This is a genomic window from Vibrio cortegadensis (assembly GCF_024347395.1).
GTDB classification, from domain to species: domain Bacteria; phylum Pseudomonadota; class Gammaproteobacteria; order Enterobacterales; family Vibrionaceae; genus Vibrio; species Vibrio cortegadensis.
The window spans coordinates 2,076,316-2,096,338 of the sequence record NZ_AP025472.1 but is presented as its reverse complement, the minus strand read 5'-3'; the positions used below and the strand labels follow the sequence as shown (position 1 = coordinate 2,096,338).

The 20,023-nt window shown below is 42.0% G+C and carries 18 protein-coding genes, 4 tRNA genes and 1 riboswitch; of the genes, 15 read left to right on the top strand and 7 right to left on the bottom strand.

Going from position 1 to position 20,023, the window contains the following annotated elements; translation table 11 throughout:
• Positions 1-259: 259 nt before the first annotated feature.
• Together luxO and luxU are read left to right on the top strand one after the other, a co-directional pair.
• Positions 260-1,660 carry a quorum-sensing sigma-54 dependent transcriptional regulator LuxO gene (gene luxO, locus OCV39_RS09865; RefSeq protein ID WP_113799964.1) on the top strand — a complete coding sequence of 467 codons (1,401 nt, stop codon included), beginning with the start codon at positions 260-262 and terminating at the stop codon, positions 1,658-1,660.
• A 1-nt stretch (position 1,661) separates the two neighbouring features.
• The gene (luxU, locus tag OCV39_RS09860) at positions 1,662-2,003 is read left to right on the top strand and encodes a quorum-sensing phosphorelay protein LuxU (protein ID WP_017051487.1); all 342 of its coding nucleotides are present in this window, start codon (positions 1,662-1,664) and stop codon (positions 2,001-2,003) included.
• A 67-nt stretch (positions 2,004-2,070) separates the two neighbouring features.
• On the opposite strand, the gene OCV39_RS09855 is transcribed toward luxU, so the two are convergent.
• Positions 2,071-2,958: a YvcK family protein gene (locus OCV39_RS09855; protein ID WP_029203240.1), complete on the bottom strand. Its 888-nt coding sequence runs from the start codon at positions 2,956-2,958 to the stop codon at positions 2,071-2,073.
• Positions 2,959-3,138: 180 nt separating this feature from the next.
• Positions 3,139-3,302: riboswitch (molybdenum cofactor riboswitch) on the top strand.
• On the opposite strand from OCV39_RS09855, the gene moaA reads away from it, so the two are divergent.
• The 12 genes from moaA to OCV39_RS09795 all read left to right on the top strand — a co-directional run bounded on the left by moaA (position 3,291) and on the right by OCV39_RS09795 (position 14,542).
• A complete protein-coding gene (gene moaA, locus OCV39_RS09850; RefSeq protein WP_017051489.1) occupies positions 3,291-4,280 on the top strand; it encodes a GTP 3',8-cyclase MoaA in 990 nt (329 codons plus the stop codon). Its footprint overlaps the riboswitch before it by 12 nt.
• 86 nt (positions 4,281-4,366) lie before the next feature.
• The gene (gene moaB / locus OCV39_RS09845) at positions 4,367-4,879 is read left to right on the top strand and encodes a molybdenum cofactor biosynthesis protein B (protein WP_017051490.1); all 513 of its coding nucleotides are present in this window, start codon (positions 4,367-4,369) and stop codon (positions 4,877-4,879) included.
• 34 nt (positions 4,880-4,913) lie between these two features.
• Positions 4,914-5,393 carry a cyclic pyranopterin monophosphate synthase MoaC gene (gene moaC, locus OCV39_RS09840; protein ID WP_261888390.1) on the top strand — a complete coding sequence of 160 codons (480 nt, stop codon included), beginning with the start codon at positions 4,914-4,916 and terminating at the stop codon, positions 5,391-5,393.
• Entirely contained in the window at positions 5,390-5,635 is a 246-nt protein-coding gene (gene moaD / locus OCV39_RS09835) for a molybdopterin synthase sulfur carrier subunit (protein ID WP_113799968.1), read from the top strand. Before moaC ends, moaD begins: the two co-directional genes overlap by 4 nt.
• A 2-nt stretch (positions 5,636-5,637) precedes the next feature.
• Entirely contained in the window at positions 5,638-6,093 is a 456-nt protein-coding gene (moaE, locus tag OCV39_RS09830) for a molybdopterin synthase catalytic subunit MoaE (RefSeq protein ID WP_113799971.1), read from the top strand.
• A 579-nt stretch (positions 6,094-6,672) separates the two neighbouring features.
• Positions 6,673-8,304 (top strand): ABC transporter substrate-binding protein, encoded by a 1,632-nt coding sequence (locus OCV39_RS09825; protein ID WP_113799973.1) that lies wholly within the window; start codon positions 6,673-6,675, stop codon positions 8,302-8,304.
• 98 nt (positions 8,305-8,402) lie between these two features.
• Complete coding sequence (gene oppB / locus OCV39_RS09820; protein ID WP_017051495.1) at positions 8,403-9,323, top strand: oligopeptide ABC transporter permease OppB; 921 nt, start codon at positions 8,403-8,405, stop codon at positions 9,321-9,323.
• A gap of 11 nt (positions 9,324-9,334) precedes the next feature.
• Positions 9,335-10,237, top strand: a complete 903-nt coding sequence (gene oppC / locus OCV39_RS09815; RefSeq protein WP_113799975.1) for an oligopeptide ABC transporter permease OppC — start codon at positions 9,335-9,337, stop codon at positions 10,235-10,237.
• Between the two features lie 36 nt (positions 10,238-10,273).
• Positions 10,274-11,245, top strand: a complete 972-nt coding sequence (gene oppD / locus OCV39_RS09810) for an ABC transporter ATP-binding protein (protein ID WP_171757071.1) — start codon at positions 10,274-10,276, stop codon at positions 11,243-11,245.
• Entirely contained in the window at positions 11,242-12,237 is a 996-nt protein-coding gene (oppF, locus tag OCV39_RS09805; RefSeq protein WP_171757065.1) for a murein tripeptide/oligopeptide ABC transporter ATP binding protein OppF, read from the top strand. Before oppD ends, oppF begins: the two co-directional genes overlap by 4 nt.
• A gap of 190 nt (positions 12,238-12,427) precedes the next feature.
• Positions 12,428-13,375, top strand: coding sequence for a glutathione S-transferase family protein (locus tag OCV39_RS09800; protein ID WP_261888389.1), 948 nt, complete (start codon positions 12,428-12,430; stop codon positions 13,373-13,375).
• A 69-nt stretch (positions 13,376-13,444) separates the two neighbouring features.
• Positions 13,445-14,542, top strand: coding sequence for a phosphatase PAP2 family protein (locus tag OCV39_RS09795; RefSeq protein ID WP_261888388.1), 1,098 nt, complete (start codon positions 13,445-13,447; stop codon positions 14,540-14,542).
• A 72-nt stretch (positions 14,543-14,614) separates the two neighbouring features.
• Here the strand turns inward: OCV39_RS09795 and pta are convergent, their stop codons facing one another.
• Complete coding sequence (pta, locus tag OCV39_RS09790) at positions 14,615-16,780, bottom strand: phosphate acetyltransferase (RefSeq protein ID WP_261888387.1); 2,166 nt, start codon at positions 16,778-16,780, stop codon at positions 14,615-14,617.
• A gap of 146 nt (positions 16,781-16,926) precedes the next feature.
• Complete coding sequence (locus OCV39_RS09785; protein WP_017099050.1) at positions 16,927-18,123, bottom strand: acetate kinase; 1,197 nt, start codon at positions 18,121-18,123, stop codon at positions 16,927-16,929.
• A 339-nt stretch (positions 18,124-18,462) separates the two neighbouring features.
• Here OCV39_RS09785 and yfbV point away from each other — a divergent pair, with 339 nt between their 5' ends.
• Positions 18,463-18,915, top strand: a complete 453-nt coding sequence (gene yfbV, locus OCV39_RS09780; protein WP_261888386.1) for a terminus macrodomain insulation protein YfbV — start codon at positions 18,463-18,465, stop codon at positions 18,913-18,915.
• 444 nt (positions 18,916-19,359) lie between these two features.
• Here yfbV and OCV39_RS09775 read toward each other — a convergent pair.
• The 4 genes from OCV39_RS09775 to OCV39_RS09760 form a co-directional block, all read right to left on the bottom strand.
• Positions 19,360-19,444, bottom strand: a tRNA-Tyr gene (locus OCV39_RS09775).
• A gap of 97 nt (positions 19,445-19,541) precedes the next feature.
• Positions 19,542-19,626, bottom strand: a tRNA-Tyr gene (locus OCV39_RS09770).
• Positions 19,627-19,723: 97 nt separating this feature from the next.
• Positions 19,724-19,808: transfer RNA gene (locus tag OCV39_RS09765), tRNA-Tyr, on the bottom strand.
• A gap of 97 nt (positions 19,809-19,905) precedes the next feature.
• A tRNA-Tyr gene (locus OCV39_RS09760) sits at positions 19,906-19,990 on the bottom strand.
• Positions 19,991-20,023 lie beyond the last annotated feature (33 nt).

Below are 20,023 nucleotides of genomic sequence, written 5' to 3'. Positions count from 1 at the left end.
TGCTCGCGGAAATTGAAACAAAAAAATAGCCAGTAGAAAGATTCTGCTGGCTTTAATTTGTGAAGAATAACTTCACTAACAACGTCAGTTGGCTAGGTGACCCGAAGGCCACTTTTATATTTGCATACGGCATGCCAACAATAATTCTATACAAAACGAATGGTTAGAACATTTAGTTGATTGTACACATTGTTATATTTGCATAATGCAACTCGTAATGCGATTATTAAACAAAATGCAATAATAAAATGGCTAGGTTATGCAACAAACTCCCGAAACTCAGAAATCTAAGTATTTACTGATGGTCGAAGATACGGCCTCCGTTGCGGCGCTGTATCGCTCTTATCTAACCCCTTTGGGTATTGATATTAATATTGTTGGCACTGGGCGAGATGCTATCAATAGTTTAAACCACCGCACGCCTGATCTTATTCTACTCGATTTACGTTTACCCGATATGACAGGTATGGACGTACTCTTCGCAGTGAAACAATCTTATCCTGATGTTCCGGTTATTTTTATGACTGCACATGGTTCAATTGATACTGCTGTTGAAGCGATGCGCCATGGGTCTCAAGACTTTTTAATTAAACCTTGTGAGGCGGATCGGTTAAGAGTCACCGTTAATAATGCGATTCGTAAAGCGACGAAATTAAAGAACGAATCGGAAAACCCTCATAATCAAAATTACCAAGGTTTTATCGGCAGTAGCCAAACAATGCAGGCGGTATACCGCACCATTGATTCCGCCGCTAGCAGTAAAGCCAGTATTTTCATCACAGGTGAAAGTGGTACGGGTAAAGAGGTGTGTGCAGAAGCGATTCATGCCGCAAGCAAACGTGGTGATAAACCATTCATTGCGATTAACTGTGCTGCGATACCTAAAGATTTGATTGAAAGTGAACTGTTTGGGCATGTTAAAGGTGCATTTACTGGCGCGGCAACTGATCGACAAGGTGCGGCGGAGCTAGCCGATGGTGGAACGCTTTTTCTCGATGAATTGTGCGAGATGGATTTGGATCTTCAAACCAAATTATTACGCTTTATTCAGACAGGCACTTTCCAGAAAGTAGGTTCGTCTAAGATGAAGAGTGTGGATGTACGTTTTGTATGTGCCACCAACCGAGATCCTTGGAAAGAAGTTCAAGAAGGCCGCTTCAGAGAAGATTTATACTATCGTCTGTATGTTATTCCGCTTCATCTGCCACCACTGCGTGAAAGAGGGGAGGATGTCATTGAAATTGCCTACTCATTGCTTGGTTTTATGTCTTTCGAAGAGGGTAAAGGCTTTGTTCGCTTCGCGCCTGAGGTTCTCGACCGATTTAATCAATATGAATGGCCAGGAAATGTACGTCAGCTACAGAATGTTCTGAGAAACGTGGTGGTTCTTAATCATGGTAAAGAGATCACTCTCAATATGTTGCCTCCGCCACTTAATCGCCCGATTGAAAATCAGATGTCACTAGAGAAAAAACGCCGAGAAGAGATCTCCGTACAGGATATTTTTCCATTATGGTTGACGGAAAAAACAGCGATTGAGCAAGCGATTAAAGCGTGTGATGGCAATATTCCAAGAGCGGCAGGCTATTTGGATGTGAGTCCTTCTACACTTTATCGGAAGCTTCAGAATTGGAATAATAAAGAGCAGCAAAGTACTTAATATGAATATTTTAAATCAAGATAAAATCAACGATTTGGCTCGAGATATTGGTGAAGAGAATGTCCCGGTTCTACTCGATATATTTTTAGGCGAATTAAGCTCTTACATTGAAACCTTAACCAGCAGTGATGACGCTAAAGCGATGACTAATCTTGCAGAAATCAGCCATGCCTTAAAAAGTAGTGCAGCAAGTTTTGGTGCGGAAAAATTATGCGCGTATGCGGTAGAAGTGGATAATAAGGTTAAACTGAATCAGCAGATTGATGCCGATATTGATCTCATGGCAATGGTTGAGTTACTTCAAGAAACAAGAGTGAAATATCTAGGCTTAGTCAGCCAGTAGTCATTCACTCTTTTTAATTCATTACGGTGTTGAATTAATGGTCGCGCCGTTTAATGACCGCAACTTATTATAGTAGTTGTGATTCAATGGCTTGTTGTAGTTTCTCTCGATCGTGACGCCAATCGCGGTTGGGAGAGGCTAATTCTGTCGTTACGCAGTTCCAATCTTGTTCTAGCTCAGGATGCGGTGTGTCGCCTAAGATAGCGTCAACCTTACGTGCCTGACATGAACGTTCGCACCACTCGATTTTTTGTTTCAGCGACATCCTCCCAGCAGGACCATACTCGGGTGATAGGTTCTCAACAAATATCAATTTTGCGTTTAAATTTTGAGCGATTGCTTTCCCTATCTCGGGCAGGAGGAGTGGAGGCATAATACTGGTTAAGAAACTACCAGGGCCCAGAATGATGCAGTCGGCTTCAAGGATGGCAGAAACCGCTTCTTTCGTTGCCGGTACTTCTGGTGATAAATCTAAGCGGCGTAGATCTTGTTCCATTTCATCAACGTTCGTTTCTCCGGTTACCCACTGTCCTTCAAGAGATAGTGCAGTAAGGTCAGAAGGGTGTTCGGACATTGGAACAATATTTAGATCAACACCAAGCATATTTCGAATAAGATTGATGGCCTCTAAAGGGCGTACCGACAAGTTATCCAGTGCAGTTAGCATCAGATTACCAAGATTATGCCCATCAAGTTCACCTGTGCCTTTGAATCGGTATTCGAACATCATCGAGCTGATAGAGGGTTCGGTAATTAACTGGTTGATGCAGTTGCGAGTGTCTCCCCAAGCGATGCCTCCTTGGCAGTGACGAATACGACCTGTTGAACCGCCATTATCAGTGGTGGTGACAATACCTGTTGCATTGGAACCAAAATCTTTAAGCGCCGCTAACATTCGCCCCAATCCATGTCCTCCACCGATTGCGACCACTTTCTTTGATGAATATAAATTCATTCTTTTCTTCTTCATTTTATTCATAACCAACTACAATTTAGAATATTTCGTTAATCTCTAATACTCAATAGGGAGTAAATTGAGGGATCAGTAAGGTTTTTTCAAGTTAAGGCTAGATTCACAAATAGATTTTAAGTATTTTACCCCATAGCTGCTATTGAACTGTCAAAGTTATTAATAGCTGCCATAACTCCGAGCTCTAATGGCTAAGTTATAAATGCACATCCGTTAATCGTAAAGTGTTTTTATGATAAGCCACTTGAGCCAGTGACATGTTGTCACAAGGGCTGAATTGGAAATGATTCTGCCTCCCGTATTTGGAAAGGTGTTCCGTGGCACAACAATTCGAAGATAAATTCCAACGCAAATTTTATTATTTGCGCTTGTCGGTTACTGATGTTTGTAACTTTAAGTGTACCTACTGTCTACCTGATGGCTACCAGCCTTCGGGGCAGAAAAACTCGTCTTTTTTAGCGCTACCTGAAATCAAAAGGGTGGTTAAAGCTTTCGCTGACTGTGGCACTTCTAAAGTGCGAATCACAGGTGGTGAACCAAGTCTGCGTAAAGACTTCCTCGATATTATCCAAACTGTAGCGAGTACTTCAGGTGTTCAGAAAGTTGCAACCACGACTAATGGATACCGGATGGAAAAGCAGGTTGCTGACTGGCGTGATGCGGGTTTGACGCATATTAATGTCAGTGTTGATAGTTTAGACCCTCGTATGTTTCATCAGATCACCGGTGAAAATAAATACAAAGAGGTTATGTCTGGAATTGACCGCGCATTTGAAGTTGGTTACGAGCAAGTTAAAGTCAATGTCGTGCTGATGAAAGATTTAAACAGTCACGAACTTCCTGCATTTTTAAACTGGATTAAACATCGCCCAATTCAGCTACGTTTCATTGAATTAATGCAAACGGGCGAAATGGATGAGCTATTTAATAAGCATCATGTATCTGGTGTCGCGATTCGTAACCAGCTTATTGCGAATGGGTGGATTTTGAAAGCTCGCTCTCACAACGATGGACCAGCGCAAGTTTTCGTTCATGCTGACTACCAAGGTGAGATCGGCCTGATCATGCCGTACGAGAAAAATTTCTGTGAGAGTTGTAATCGCTTGAGAATTTCAGCGAAAGGAAAACTCCACCTATGCTTATTTGGTGATCATGGTGTCGAGCTTCGAGATCTCTTGCAGCAGGACAATCAAGAAGCTGAACTTATTGAGCGTATTCAAGCTCAGCTGCAAACGAAATCCGTAAGCCACTTTTTGCAAGATGGAAATACTGGAATGACACCACATCTAGCCTCTATTGGCGGCTAAACTCCAAAATTAGACGAATAAAATTATGCACGGCTGAGCATAGTCAGCGGTGCACATACTCCAAACAAATTAAAAAAGGTGAGCAAATGGGTCACGCTGAAAGTAAATTCGAACCGGCAAATATCGCAGTACTAACCGTTTCTGATACACGTACAGAAGAAAATGACACATCAGGTGGTTACTTAGCTGAGCAGTTGCAAGAAGCGGGTCATAATCTAGCAGACAAAAAAATTGTAATTGATGACATGTATAAGATTCGTGCGGTTGTATCGAATTGGATTGCAGACGAAAAAATTCAAGCGGTAATGATTACTGGTGGTACTGGTTTCACTTCTCGTGACAGCACGCCTGAAGCATTGGTCCCTCTATTTGACAAGCAGGTAGAAGGTTTTGGTGAACTATTCCGCACTGTTTCGTACGAAGAGATCGGTACATCAACGATTCAATCTCGTGCAATCGCTGGCTTTGCTAACCATACTGTTATTTTCGCAATGCCAGGCTCAACGGGTGCATGTCGCACTGCTTGGACGAAGATCATCAAACAGCAAATGGATGCAAGTCATCGCCCTTGTAACTTCATGCCGCATCTATCTGTTTAAGTCGTTGCGCTAAGTTTTTACTAAGGAAATAGTGATGAACCAATTTACTCATATTAACGCTTCTGGTGAGGCGAATATGGTGGATGTATCTGCAAAATCTGAGACCGTTCGAGAGGCAAGAGCGGAAGCTTTTGTTCATATGTCACCAGAAACATTGCAGTTAATTGTCTCCGGCCAACACCACAAAGGTGATGTGTTTGCCACTGCTCGTATTGCTGGAATTCAAGCGGCGAAGAAAACATGGGATCTAATTCCTCTTTGCCACCCTCTTTTGTTGTCAAAAGTAGAAGTGCAACTTGAAGCTATTGAATCAGAAAATAAAGTTCGCATTGAATCTGTCTGTAAATTGGCAGGTAAAACAGGTGTTGAAATGGAAGCGTTAACGGCTGCTTCAGTTGCTGCTCTAACGATCTATGACATGTGTAAAGCGGTGCAGAAAGATATGATCATTGATGGTATTCGCCTATTGGAAAAAACTGGCGGAAAATCAGGTCACTTTAAGGTGGATGCATGATTAAAGTGTTGTTTTTTGCGCAAACCCGTGAACTTATCGGTATCGATGAATTGACTCTAGAAGAGGAATTCTCGACAGTTGAACAGCTTCGTGCACACTTGTTTGCTCAACAAGGCAAATGGGAGTTAGCTTTAGAACCTGGTAAATTGCTGGCAGCAGTAAACCAAGCGATAGTGCCGTTGGAATCTGAAATTAAAAGTGGTGATGAAGTCGCTTTTTTCCCACCGGTTACCGGGGGGTAATGATGGATCCACGTGTTTCAGTTCAATATGATGATTTTTCGATTGCTGATGAGTACGAAATACTGGCAAAAGGAACAGCTGCAGGCGCGGTTGTAACTTTTGTGGGTAAAGTCCGCGATATGAATTTAGGTGATGATGTTATCGGATTACGTTTGGAACATTATCCTGGCATGACAGAAAAATCACTTGCTGATATCTGTGACCAAGCGGAGGCTCGCTGGCCACTGCTTGGAGTTCGAGTGATTCATCGAGTCGGTGATTTAGATATTGGCGATCAAATTGTCTATGTTGGTGTTTCTAGTGCTCATCGAGGTGCTTCATTTGAAGCGTGTGAATTTATTATGGATTACTTAAAAACAAGTGCTCCATTTTGGAAAAAAGAGCGAACCACACAAGAAAGTCGTTGGGTAGAATCGCGAGATTCAGATGCAAAAGCGGCTGAGCGGTGGAAAACCTAGCGATAAAAACATCCAGATGAAAGAATATCAAGAAACCAGCTCTAGGCTGGTTTTTTTTTGCTTTATATAAGCGGCAATAACATTTTAAATTCTATAAATTTAACATTTTTTCGCAACTTCTCAGGAGCAAGTGCTTATCACTGGTGTATATTAGGAACGGTGATAACCCTCACAAATGAAGGTGTTTATTAGTATAAATGTTACTTTTGATTAGACCTGTCGTGTGGAAAATGTTAATTTTCCGTATCAAATCTAGCATAAGATGCTGCAAAAATGCATCAATCTAGATGTAGTGATACTAAAGTCTGTTTTTTGAAAGATATTGTTAGTATTTAAACTGGCACATTAATTTTTTTCAGTTATTTACACTATATATACGCTTAATCTGTAGTTGTTTAGCGTTTTCTTGCCATATTCAATGGCAAAATAGTCCAATGATTGATAGTGTGTGCTGCAATCTTAGTAAGTTTTTAGATTTTTATGCTTAGGAATTGAGCTAAATAAATCTAAATCACTATCCGTTTATGTGAGCTTACCAAGATGTCATGGATGCAAAATATAAAACTTGGAGTTAAATGCATGTATAAGAATAAAATCACTCAGGCCCTTCTTCTAGGCGCGAGTATGGCAGTTGCTGCCACTTCTACTACGACTTTCGCAGCTGATGTCCCAGCTGGAACTAAACTAGCAAAAGTACAAGAACTCGTCCGTGGTAACGGTACTGAAGTTGCTTCTCTTGACCCTCACAAAACTGAAGGTGTTCCTGAGTCTCACGTTATTCGTGACTTGCTAGAAGGTCTAGTTAACCAAGATGCGAACGGCAAAACAATTCCAGGTGTTGCTGAGCGTTGGGAAACAGAAGATAACAAAAAATTCACGTTCTACCTTCGTAAAGATGCTAAATGGTCAAATGGCGATCCTGTAACGGCTGACGATTTCGTCTACAGCTTCCAACGTGCAGTTGATCCAAACACAGCATCACCTTACTCATGGTACCTAGAAATGACAACGATGGTTAATGCATCGGATATCATTGCAGGGAAAAAAGACAAATCAACTTTAGGTGTTAAAGCAATTGATGCAAATACATTTGAAGTAACACTTGAAAGCCCAGTACCGTACTTCGTAATGATGATGGGTCACACAACAGTTAAGCCTGTACATAAAGCAACTGTTGAAAAGTATGGCGACAAGTGGACGAAACCAGAAAACTTTGTTGGTAACGGTGCATTCACTGTTGGTAACTGGGTTGTGAACGAGCGTATTGAACTTGTTCGTAACGAAAAATACTGGGATAACGCAAATACAGTATTAACAAAAGTAACTTACCTTCCTATCGAAAACCAAGTTGCTGAAATGAACCGTTTCCTATCAGGCGAAATTGACTTTACATCTAGCCTGCCAAACGAGCACTTCCGTCGTCTACAAAAAGAACATTCTGAGTCTGTAGCAATCAAAGGTAACCTTTGTACTTACTACTACAACTTCAATACTCATAAGCCACCATTTGATGACGTTCGTGTACGTAAAGCAATTTCTTACACAATCGATCGTGACATCGTAGCAAATGCGATTCTTGGTCAAGGTCAGAAGCCTGCTTACTTCCTAACGCCTGAGATCGTTGCGAACTTCAGCCCTGAAACTCCAGATTACGGTAAACTAAGCCAGAAAGAGCGTAATGCTAAAGCAAAAGCGCTTCTTGAAGAGGCTGGATACAACAAATCTAACCCGCTTAAATTTACGCTGTTGTACAACACATCTGAAAACCACAAGAAAATTGCTGTAGCAATTGGCTCTATGTGGAAGAAAAACCTAGGTGTGGATGTTGTTCTTGAAAACCAAGAGTGGAAAACATACCTAGAAACTAAGAAGCAGGGCGATTTCGAAGCGGCTCGTGCTGGTTGGTGTGGTGACTACAATGAAGCATCAACATTTACTTCATTAATGGAAGGCAAGAACACAACTGGCGGTATTCACTACAAGAGTGCTGAATACGATAAGCTAACTGCTGATGCAATTCGTGCAACTTCTGAAGAAGAACGTAAAGAGCTTTACTACGCTCAAGAGGCGCTTCTAACGAAAGACATGCCGATTGCTCCTATCTACCAGTACGTAACTGCGCGTCTAGTTAACCCTCATGTAGGTGGCTACGCAGAAAACAACGCTGAAGATAAACTTTACTCTAAAGATATGTACATCATCGCTGAGTAAACGTTACCTATAATAATAAAATTTAATATCAGACTGCATACACAGTAAGTGTATGCAGCCTTTTCCCATATTTAAATTGTCACAGATTGAGTGAGATTATGCTGAAATTCATTTTAAAACGAATGATGGAAGCAATACCCACTATGTTGGTATTGATTACCGTTTCTTTCTTCCTGATGCGCTTTGCTCCAGGTAGCCCTTTTTCGAGCGAAAGAACACTTCCACCCCAAGTAATGGCGAATATTAATGCTAAATACGGCCTTGATAAGCCTGTGTTTGAGCAATACACCACCTATTTAACCAATGTTATCCAAGGTGACTTTGGTCCATCTTTTAAATACAAAGACTTTACCGTAAATGAACTCGTTGCTTCTGCTTTGCCTGTTTCGGCAAAAATCGGTGCAGTAGCCTTCATTTTCGCTCTTATCTTTGGTGTCAGTGTCGGAACGATCGCAGCTCTGCGGCAAAATACCTGGCTTGACTATACGATCATGTCCTCGGCCATGCTCGGGGTGGTTATGCCATCCTTCGTGCTAGCACCTGCGTTGATTTACATGTTTTCGATTAATCTAGGTTGGTTCCCTGCGGGTGGCTGGTTAGATGGGTCAATGAAATACATGATCTTGCCAGTATTAGGTATGTCGATGTTGTATGTTGCCACTTTCGCACGTATCACACGTGGTAGCATGATCGAGACTCTAAACAGTAACTTTATCCGTACCGCAAGAGCGAAAGGCTTGAGCTATTCATACATTGTTGTGAAGCACGCTCTGAAGCCTGCAATGTTGCCAGTTGTTTCTTACATGGGGCCTGCTTTCGTAGGTATCATCACTGGTTCTGTTGTTATCGAAACTATTTTTGGCCTGCCAGGAATTGGTAAGCTATTTGTTAATGCCGCCTTTAACCGTGACTACTCGCTAGTAATGGGAGTGACCATTTTGATTGGTTTCCTCTTCATTGTATTCAACGCTATCGTTGATATTTTACTGGCTTACGTTGATCCAAAAATTCGTTACTAAGGACGGCTCCTATGATTACTAAAAAAGATAATATAGATGCGCTGGAAAAGTTCTCTGAAAACTTAGAGATCGAAGGGCGTAGTCTTTGGCAAGATGCACGAATTCGCTTTATGCGTAATAAAGCAGCAATGGTGAGCTTGTTTGTTCTAACTATAATTTCACTAGCGGTAATTTTTGCTCCAATGTTGAGCCAATATGCTTTCGATGATACGGACTGGTATGCAATGCATGCAGCACCGTCATCGGAACATCTATTTGGTACCGATAGCCTAGGCCGTGATTTATTCGTGCGTACCTTAATCGGTGGTCGAATCTCACTTATGGTTGGTGTTATGGGCGCACTGGTTGCAGTATTAATTGGTACTGTTTACGGTGCAGCTTCTGGCTTTATTGGTGGCAAGGTTGACCGCGCGATGATGCGTGTTCTTGAAATTTTGTACTCAATTCCATTCATGTTCCTTGTGATTGTATTAGTAACCTTCTTTGGTCGTAATATTTTCCTAATCTTCGTTGCTATTGGTGCAATTGCTTGGCTGGATATGGCTCGTATTGTACGTGGTCAAACGCTAAGTTTACGTAGTAAAGAGTTTATCGAAGCGGCACATGTTTCTGGTGTAAGTACTTGGAATATTATCAAGCGCCACATCATTCCAAATGTATTAGGGATTGTAGCGGTTTACTCAACGCTTCTCGTTCCAAGCATGATTTTAACTGAATCTTTCCTGAGTTTCCTTGGTCTAGGTGTTCAAGAACCTATGACAAGTTGGGGCGCTCTACTTCAAGAAGGCTCACAAACAATGGAAGTTGCTATTTGGCAATTAACATTCCCAGCGATATTTATGATTGTGACACTATTTTGTTTCAACTATATCGGTGATGGCCTGCGTGATGCGCTAGATCCAAAAGACAGATAAATCTTTTGGTTTATAAGAATCAATAAGGAAAGAATGATGAGCTTATTAGATGTCCAAGACCTGCGCGTCGAATTTACCACGCAAGATGGTATCGTAACCGCAGTTAACGATTTGAATTTCTCACTAGAGCAGGGCGAAACCCTTGGTATTGTTGGTGAGTCAGGTTCAGGTAAATCTCAAACTGTATTCGCAATTATGGGACTACTGGCTAAGAACGGTATTATCTCTGGTAGCGCAAAGTTTGAAGGTAACGAAATACTGAACCTACCTGAAAAAGCATTGAACAAAGTTCGTGCTGAACAGATTGCAATGATCTTCCAAGATCCAATGACTTCACTGAACCCATACATGAAAGTAAGCGATCAGCTTATGGAAGTACTGATGCTGCATAAAGGCATGGGTAAGGCGGAAGCATTTGAAGAATCAGTACGTATGCTTGAAGCGGTTAAGATCCCTGAAGCACGCAAGCGTATTACGATGTACCCGCATGAATTTTCAGGCGGCATGCGTCAACGTGTAATGATCGCAATGGCACTATTGTGTCGCCCTAAGCTGCTGATTGCTGATGAACCAACAACCGCACTTGATGTAACGATTCAAGCGCAGATTATGGATTTGTTGAATGAACTGAAATCTGAGTTCAATACCGCAATCATCATGATCACTCACGATTTAGGCGTCGTTGCTGGCTCATGTGACAAGGTTCTTGTTATGTATGCTGGTCGTACTATGGAATATGGCACCGTTGATGAAATTTTCTACGAGCCTAGTCACCCATATGCTGAAGGTCTACTGAAAGCGATTCCTCGTCTGGATACAGAAGGTGAAATTTTACCGACAATTCCAGGTAACCCACCGAACTTACTTCGTCTACCACCAGGCTGCCCTTATCAAGAGCGTTGCCACCGCGTAATGGACCGTTGTAAGCAAGAAGCACCTATCCTTCAGCCATTTGGTACTGATCGTCAGCGTGCATGTTTTTCTGACTGGGAGACTTGGAAAAAATGAGTGTAGATAATAAAGAACTATTACTGGATATTAAGAATCTTAAAGTCCACTTTAGCATTGCTTCAAAATCTGCGTGGCCATGGTCTAAGCCTTCTAACTTAAAAGCGGTTGATGGTGTCGATGTTCGTTTATATGAAGGTGAAACTCTTGGTGTAGTGGGCGAATCTGGCTGTGGTAAATCAACATTTGCTCGTGCCATTATCGGTTTAGTTGAAGCGACTGAAGGTGAAGTAATGTGGTTAGGTCAAGACCTGACTCGCATGCAATCAGTACAACGCCGTGAGACTCGTAAAGAGATCCAGATGATTTTCCAGGATCCACTAGCGTCACTGAACCCAAGAATGTCAGTGGGTGCGATCATTGCTGAGCCGCTAGAAACTTTTTATCCAGAACTTTCAAAGCAAGAAGTGAAAGATCGCGTTAAAGAGATGATGGCTAAAGTTGGTTTGCTACCAAACGTAATTAACCGTTACCCGCATGAATTCTCTGGTGGTCAGTGTCAGCGTATTGGTATCGCTCGTGCGTTGATCCTTAAACCTAAGATGATCATCTGTGATGAACCAGTATCAGCACTGGACGTATCGATTCAAGCACAAGTTGTTAACCTTCTGAAAGAATTGCAAAAAGAGTTAGGCTTAAGTCTTGTCTTTATTGCTCACGACCTTTCGGTTGTTAAACACATCTCAGACCGTGTTTTGGTCATGTATTTAGGTAACGCTGTTGAGTTAGGAGAATCGGATGCGTTGTTTGCAGATCCTAAACACCCTTATACGCGTGCGCTTATGTCTGCGGTACCAATTCCAGATCCAAGACTTGAACGTAACAAGAAAATCGAAATGTTAGAAGGTGATTTACCTTCGCCAATTAATCCTCCGTCTGGTTGTGTTTTCCGTACTCGTTGCCCAATTGCAACAGAGGCATGTGCGAAGCAGAAACCAGCAATTAAAGGATCGGATAGACATGCAGTTTCTTGTTTGATGGTCGATGCTTAAATAAATAAGCATTATTTCAGCCTGTGACAGGCTTAAGCGCGACTGCTATATCGAGTCGCGCTTTTTTTGTGTTTAAACTTCTTCAATTTATCTGAACAACTAAGCCAATTTATTCTAGTTTTGAATGAATTGGCTTTTTTTATAATGGGCTCATAAACCTTATCGAATTAGTGGCAGATAGGAGATGATTATGGGTAAGTTAGTGGAAGGTGTTTGGCACGATGTTTGGTACGACACAAAATCAAGTGGCGGTAAATTTGTTCGCGAAGATGCGGGTTTTCGTCATTGGATAGAGAATAAAGTCGGTGAACCATTTCAGCCAGAAAGTGGGCGGTATCATCTATATGTATCATTAGCTTGCCCGTGGGCACATCGGACTCTGATTTTCCGTGAACTTAAAGATCTTACCGAGCATATTGATGTGACGGTGGTCTGCCCGGATATGATGAGCGGGGGATGGAAAATGGGCTTGCCTGAGCCTTTGTTTGGTCATATCTATATGCATCAAATCTATACTCAAGCCAAGCCTGGTTACTCAGGACGAGTAACGGTTCCTGTATTATGGGACAAGAAAACCAATACTATTGTGAGTAATGAGTCCTCTGAAATTATCCGTATGTTCAACTCGGAATTTAATGAATTAACGGGCAACACGGATGATTACTATCCTATGGCACTGACGAAGAAAATTGATGAATGGAATGATTATATTTATCCAAATATTAATAATGGCGTTTATAAGTGTGGATTTGCTACCACTCAAGATGCTTATGAAGAGGCTTACGACGCGTTATTTGAGGCGTTAGACAAAGTAGATGCACATCTTAGTGAGCACCGTTATTTAGCGGGGAGCGAGATTACAGAAGCGGATTGGAGATTGTTTACCACTCTAGTTAGATTCGATGCGGTGTATGTCGGCCATTTCAAGTGTAACAAGCAGAGAATTTCAGATTACGCCCATATTCAGGGTTACTTAAAAGAGCTATACCAAGTTAAAGGCATCAAAGAGACGACCGATTTCTACCATATCAAGCGTCACTACTATTATAGCCATACAGGGATCAACCCAACACAAGTGGTACCGAAAGGGCCTTTACTTGATTTGGATAGTGACCATGGGAGATCTTGTTGTCTGTAGTTTTTTGAATTTATAAGGCGTGATATGATTTCGGCACGATAATAAAAAGATGGTATATGGATGTTCTATTTGGCTCAGGCTTCAAAATCTCCTGTTATTAATACAATTAAATCTGATCTTTGTGAGGTTCTTAATTTATTGAGAAAAGATCGTGAAATATATGGTTTGATAGCAGTGATAGTAACCTCAGTCAGTTTACTTGCCAGATTTAGTGGGTACGATAATCAAATTAGTTTAACGGCATATACTTCAATTATTCCGTTAATTCTGGGGTTAACGATCTCCATAGTGTCTGTCTTTTACTTTTTCTTATTACTTATTCGTCGTGAAACTCATCCTTTAAAATGTTTTTGGCTCAAATTTAAGTTGTGCTATCAATTTCGGGCAAAAATCATTTCTGTCTTTATGTTACTGACAGCTCTGAGTACTTTCATTTCCAGCTACTCAACAATTAAAGCGATGATTCCGTTATTACATTCTTTTTCATTTGACATCCTATTCTATGAAATTGATTTGTGGATGTTTTGGGGTCATAACCCTTGGGAATTATTTTACCTTGTATTTAATCACCCTTATGTAACTGCATTCATATGTTTAAGTTATAACATTTGGTTTTTTGTTCTATGGGGTACTTTATGCTATTTCCTTTTATCTCCAACTAGCTCTAATCGGTCACGTTATCTTGTTAGTTGGATATTATGCTGGTTTTTGTTAGGCAGTGTATTAGCAATGCTACTATCTTCCTCCGGGCCAGTATTCATGGAGCGTTTGAACCCAGAGCATCAGCAATATGTTGGTCTGATGGAGTTATTACAATCACACAATTTGTGGCTAAAAGAACAAGGTTCTCCAGTTCTTATATGGGCTTTAAATACTCAAGATGTTTTGTGGGAATCATATATAACAGGAAAAGATACTCTAGGTAGTGGAATCTCCGCAATGCCGAGTATGCATGTCTCTATGGCTGTTTTGATGGCATTAGGAATGTATTCGGTAAATAAAAGAATTGGACTGATTTTCTGGGTATATGCTCTGGTTATTTATATTGGTTCTTTTACATTGGCTTGGCATTATGCCATTGATGGTCTGGTGAGTGCGCCACTTACTATTTTGATCTGGTATCTAGTTGGGAAAAGGTATCCGACTAAACCTGTCATTGAATCGTAAATCAATAAAAAAGGCACGCTATTTTTATAGCGTGCCTTTGCAATTGTTACTAACTAATTCGATTATATAATCTTAGTTAACTACTTTTTCTTCAGCTTGAGCTGCTTGGTCTGCTTGGATAGCCGTTAGAGCTACAGTGTAAACGATGTCGTCTACTAGAGCGCCACGAGACAAGTCATTGACTGGCTTGCGCATACCTTGAAGCATTGGACCGATAGACACTAGGTCTGCTGAACGCTGTACCGCTTTGTAAGTCGTGTTACCCGTGTTTAGGTCAGGGAATACGAATACTGTCGCTTTACCTGCAACTGGAGAGTTAGGCGCTTTAGAAGCGGCTACGTTTTCCATGATTGCTGCGTCGTACTGTAGAGGACCGTCGATCACGAGATCAGGACGTTTCTCTTGAGCAAGTTTGGTTGCTTCACGTACTTTATCTACGTCGGCACCTTTACCAGATTCACCAGTAGAGTAAGAGATCATAGCAACGCGTGGGTCGATACCGAATGCCGCAGCAGAATCTGCAGATTGGATAGCGATTTCAGCAAGCTGTTCAGCTGTTGGATCTGGGTTGATCGCACAGTCACCGTATACAAGCACTTGATCAGGCAGAAGCATGAAGAAGATTGAAGATACGATAGAAGCATCAGGAGCAGTCTTGATGATCTGGAACGGAGGAACGATTGTGTTCGCCGTTGTGTGAACAGCACCAGAAACTAGGCCGTCAACTTCACCAGCTTCAAGCATCATCGTGCCTAGGAATACTGAATCTTCTAGCTTCTCACGAGCTACAACCTCAGTCATACCTTTAGCGCCACGAAGTTCTACTAGGCGAGCTACGTAGTTTTCGCGAACTGATGCAGAATCGATGATCTCAACGCCAGCACCAAGCTCAACACCTTGCTGTGCAGCAACGCGACGGATTTCTTCAGGATTACCAAGAAGTACACAAGTTGCGATTCCGCGCTCAGCACAGATAGAAGCCGCTTTAACAGTACGTGGCTCATCACCTTCAGGAAGAACGATGCGCTTAGCCGCTTTACGAGCAAATTCTGTTAGTTGGTAACGGAATGCTGGTGGGCTTAGACGACGGATACCTTGAGTGCCTTCAGATAGAGAATCAATCCAAGGGCCATCAATGTGGCTTGCAACGTGATCGTTAACGAACTCGATACGCTCTTTATCGTCTGCAGGTACTTCTAGGTTGAAGCTCTGTAGGTTAAGAGACGTCTGCCAAGTGTTACCTTGCGCTTTGAAGATCGGAAGGCCTGTCGCAAATGCAGGTGCACAAAGGTTAGCAATGCTTTCTGGGATATCGTAACCGCCAGTTAGTAGAATTGCGCCAATTTCAACACCGTTTTTCGCAGCAAGAGCTGCAGCAACGATAACGTCAGGGCGGTCTGCAGATGTTACTAGCAGTGAACCTGGTTTGAAGTGCTCGATCATGTGCGGTAGAGAACGTGCACAGAAAGTGATGCTCTTAATACGACGAGTTGCAATTTCACCTTCGTTGATGATTTCAGCGTTAAGGTGCTTAGCCATATCAACCGCACGAGTTGCGATTAGATCGATGCTCCATGGCACGCAGCCAAGAACACGGATAGGGCTAGAGTTGAAGATCTGCATCACTTCAAGGTTCGCTTGCTGATCGCTATCTGCATCGTCAAAGATTTCAGATAGGTCAGGGCGAGTACGGCCAGCATCATCAACAGGAGCGTTTAGCTTGTTAATGATTACGCCTTTAATGTTTTTGTTCTTAGTACCGCCGAAGTTAGAACATGCTACTTCGATACGCTCTTTAAGTTGCGTAGGGTTGTCAGTACCAGGAGTCGCAACGAATACGATCTCCGCGCCAAGTGTTTTCGCGATTTCCGCGTTCACTTGGTTAGCAAATGGGTGCTTACGAGTAGGAACTAGACCTTCGATTAGCGTTACTTCTGCATCTTTGTTGATATTGTTGTATTGCGCAACAACAGACTCAAGAAGTACATCCATTTTTTCACTACCGATCAACGCTTCAGCTTTAGTCATCGCGATTGGTTCACCAATCTTGATGTCGCTGTTTGTGCTAATGATAGTTGATGTTAGATCTGGTTGATCGCCACCGCTACGAGGTTGAGCGATTGGCTTGTAAAACGAAACACTTACGCCTTTGCGCTCCATCGCGCGAAGAACACCCATGCTTACACTAGTAAGACCAACACCAGCGCTTGTAGGGATAAGCATAATAGTACGGGACATTGAGGAGTACCTTTAACTATTGGAATGAAAAAAGCTCAACTCCTGTTCCTACCAACATTTATATAGGGGTAGGAATAAAAGTTGAGCCCCATTTTTCTTAGATAAAAATCTGACTAGCTTCGAGTGAAGCTAGTCAGAAAATTCGATTAAAGACCTGCTAGTTCAGCTGTATCTTCTGCAATTACTAGCTCTTCATTAGTAGAGATAACCATTGCTGGTACACGGCTGTTTTCAGTCGTGATAGTACCTTCGCCGCCGAAACGAGCTTTAAGGTTAGCTGCGCTATCTACTTCGATACCGAAGAATGCAAGACGGTTAAGAACCATTTCACGGATTGGCGCTGAGTTTTCACCGATGCCACCAGTGAATACGATAGCGTCAAGACGACCTTCTAGAGTTGCAGTGTAGCTTGCAACGTATTTAGCTAGACGGTGACAGAATACGTCCATTGCACGAGTAGCTTCTTCTTTCTCGCCGTAGTTGTCTTCAACGAAACGACAGTCAGAAGTTACTTGAGTTAGACCTTGTAGGCCAGACTCTTTAGTGAACATTGTGTTGATTTCATCAACGCTCATGCCTAGTTTGTCATGTAGGTGGAACATAACAGCAGGGTCAAGGTCGCCACAGCGAGTACCCATTACAAGACCTTCAAGAGGAGTAAGGCCCATAGAAGTATCTACAGATTGGCCATTCTTGACTGCACAAACAGATGCGCCGTTACCTAGGTGACAGTTAATGATGTTAACTTCTTCAATAGGTTTGTCTAGAAGCGTGGCACACTCACGAGTAATAAATAGGTGAGATGTACCATGTGCACCGTAACGACGAATACCGTGATCTGTGTATAGGTTGTATGGAAGCGCGTATAGGTAAGCTTCTTCTGGCATTGTCGTGTGGAAAGCAGTATCAAATACAGCAACGTTTTTTAGTGCTGGGAATGATTTTTGAGCTGCTTTAATACCGATAAGGTGCGCAGGGTTGTGAAGAGGAGCGAAAGTCGCTGCATCTTCGATACCTTTAATTACTTCATCAGTGATTAGTGCTGATGAAGTAAAGTTTTCACCACCATGCACAACACGGTGACCGATTGCTGCAAGGTTTTCAGAAAGTTCTGGCTTAGAAGCAAGAATAGTTTCTACCATGAAGGCTAGTGCTTCTTCGTGTGCTGCGCCATTACCTAGTTGAGCTTCGTGTTTACCATCAAGTTTCCACTTGATACGAGCTTCAGGAAGATGCAGACATTCTGCAAGACCTGTTAGATGCTCGTCACCAGATACTGCGTCAACTACAGCAAATTTAAGAGAAGAACTACCACAGTTTAAAACTAAAACCAGCTTAGACATGAGTGCTACCTGTTATTCGTCTGATAAAAATCAGTTTGGATTAAAATTACTCACAAGAATAGACGAACTGGCAGGCAGTGCGTACTAGTCTTGGTCAAAAAAACTTTAATATCCATATAATGAGAAGCGATTTCTTACAAAAAAATCACCAGTGCATTCCTTGCAGATGTCGTCTCATGGTTGCCTTAATCGAAAATAACAGCAACAATGAGATGAGGGCCTGCAAAGGATAGCGATAATCGTCAAATATAACAAAAAAAATTTGAAAGAATATTAACTTTTATCAATTTTTTGCGCTTTTAGTTGAACTATTCAATTATTTTTTAGTGAGAGAGCCGTATGAACAACAAAGTCGGATTAGCGCATAGCTTAAAAGATGGCCAAGCTTACATGGATATTTGGCCTGTTCGTAAAGAACTGAACCCTATTTTTCCAGAGCAACGTATTATTAAAGCGACAAAATTTGGCATCAAAGTGATGCCTGCGATTGCTGCGATCAGTGTTTTAACTCAAATGGTTTTTCAAAATGGCCAAGCGATGCCACAAGCTATTGTAGTGGCGCTGTTTGCGATCAGTTTACCGCTGCAAGGTATGTGGTGGTTGGGCAATCGTTCAAAAACACAATTACCCCCAGCACTGGCTGGTTGGTATAGAGAGCTTCATCAAAAAATTATTGAAACAGGGTGTGCCTTAGAGCCAATGAAAGCTAAGCCTCGCTATAAAGAGTTGGCGATCATACTTAACCGTGCATTTAGACAGCTAGATAAATCATCTCTAGAGCGTTGGTTTTAAGAAGTTCATGTTGTTGAGCGGCTTTATTCGAGCTCTGCATATGTTGGCAAAGCGCTAATTGCTGGGCTAGTAAATAGATAACACTGAGTCTTGTGTTATCCATTCGAGAGCAGGACTGTGCCTTACATTTATGCGGGAACGCATTAAGAAAAAATATAAGCCTCATTTCACCCAGATTATTTTTCTGGAGGGAGTGAGGTTTTTTATTTTCCGCCATTCGGATAAGGAACATCTTTTGGTTAATGCGAGGTTTCGATAAGTCATAATTGATTGCGAGCTGTGAGCCGTAATTTGACTTCTGAGCTTTTGGCCGCGTCGAGCGGTTTACGGTTTTGAATCAGGGCCGGCTTTGAAACGCTAGCCATTTCAAATCATCATCACCAGATGATAGATACAAAAAAACCAGCTCAATGAGCTGGTTTAGTGTTCTTTCTAAAAAGAATATGGTGGAGGGGGACGGATTCGAACCATCGAAGGCAGTGCCGTCAGATTTACAGTCTGATCCCTTTGGCCACTCGGGAACCCCTCCAGGGTGTTTTCTTACTTCTTTACAAAATAAGCTTAATTGAGGTTTTCCCAACACATCAATCAAGTGCTTCCTAAACGATAAATCGCTTAAGAGAATATGGTGGAGGGGGACGGATTCGAACCATCGAAGGCAGTGCCGTCAGATTTACAGTCTGATCCCTTTGGCCACTCGGGAACCCCTCCAGGGTGTTTTCTTATTTCTTTACAAAATAAGCTTAATTGAGGTTTTCCCAACACATCAATCAAGTGTTTCCTAAACGACAAATCGCTTAAGAGAATATGGTGGAGGGGGACGGATTCGAACCATCGAAGGCAGTGCCGTCAGATTTACAGTCTGATCCCTTTGGCCACTCGGGAACCCCTCCAGGGTGTTTTCTTATTTCTTTACAAAATAAGCTTAATTGAGGTTTTCCCAACACATCAATCAAGTGTTTCCTAAACGACAAATCGCTTAAGAGAATATGGTGGAGGGGGACGGATTCGAACCATCGAAGGCAGTGCCGTCAGATTTACAGTCTGATCCCTTTGGCCACTCGGGAACCCCTCCAGGGTGTTTTCTTATTTCTTTACAAAATAAGCT